This window comes from Methylopila musalis, from assembly GCF_042679725.1.
Taxonomy (GTDB): Bacteria; Pseudomonadota; Alphaproteobacteria; order Rhizobiales; family Methylopilaceae; genus Methylopila; species Methylopila musalis.
This window is the reverse complement of the sequence record NZ_JBHTMX010000417.1, coordinates 1-722: the sequence shown is the minus strand read 5'-3', so window position 1 is coordinate 722 and position 722 is coordinate 1. Positions and strand designations below refer to the sequence as shown.

1 pseudogene is annotated in these 722 nt (G+C 75.9%); it reads right to left on the bottom strand.

The features are described from left to right. A pseudogene (locus ACFQ4O_RS18060) lies at positions 1 to 722 on the bottom strand (hypothetical protein); the annotation flags it as partial.

Below are 722 nucleotides of genomic sequence, written 5' to 3'. Positions count from 1 at the left end.
CCGGCAGGGCGCGCAGCGCGTCCGGCGTCTCGGTCAGCCGCCGCACGCCGAACAGCGCCACCGGCTCGCAGGCGCTCTCCGCCGCTAGGTCGAGCGCGAGGTCCGGCCGCTCGTCCCACAGCGCGGGGAAGGCCTCGCCGCGCGCGGTCCCGTCGCCCTCGGCGTTTTCGGTGGTGAGGCTGCCGTAGCGGAACCGGACGTCGGCGTCGTGGCGGCTGAGAATCTGGCTCGCGGGCCAGTTGCGCGACAGCGGGCCGGAGGTGCAGGTCACGCGGCGCCATGCGCCGTCCGCGTCGCGGGCGAAATGGGTCCGGGTCACGGGCCGCGCCATATCGTCCGGCGACAGCGCGCGCAGATAGGCGGCGGCGAGCTCCGCATAGGCCGGGTCGTCCGCCTCGCCGCGCTTGCGCAGCGTGCGCCAGATGCGGCGCTTGAAATAGGCGAGCGTTGCGACCGACAGCCCGACGCGGGCGTCCGGCCGCGCGCGCTCCGCCACCACCGGCAGCGCCTGCTGAAGCTCGGGCACGTAGACGCGGCGCGCGCTGTGTTCGGGCGTCGCGTACATGGCGGAGGCGGTGGCGAAACGGTGGGCGGTGGCGGCGAACAGTCCGGCGTCGTCCGCCATCTCCGCCTGCTTGAACAGGCGGCGCAGGCCGATCAGGAACGGCGGCCGGGCCGGCAGCCGCCGGATGGCCGCGGCGAGCGCGACGCGCAGCGCGTCG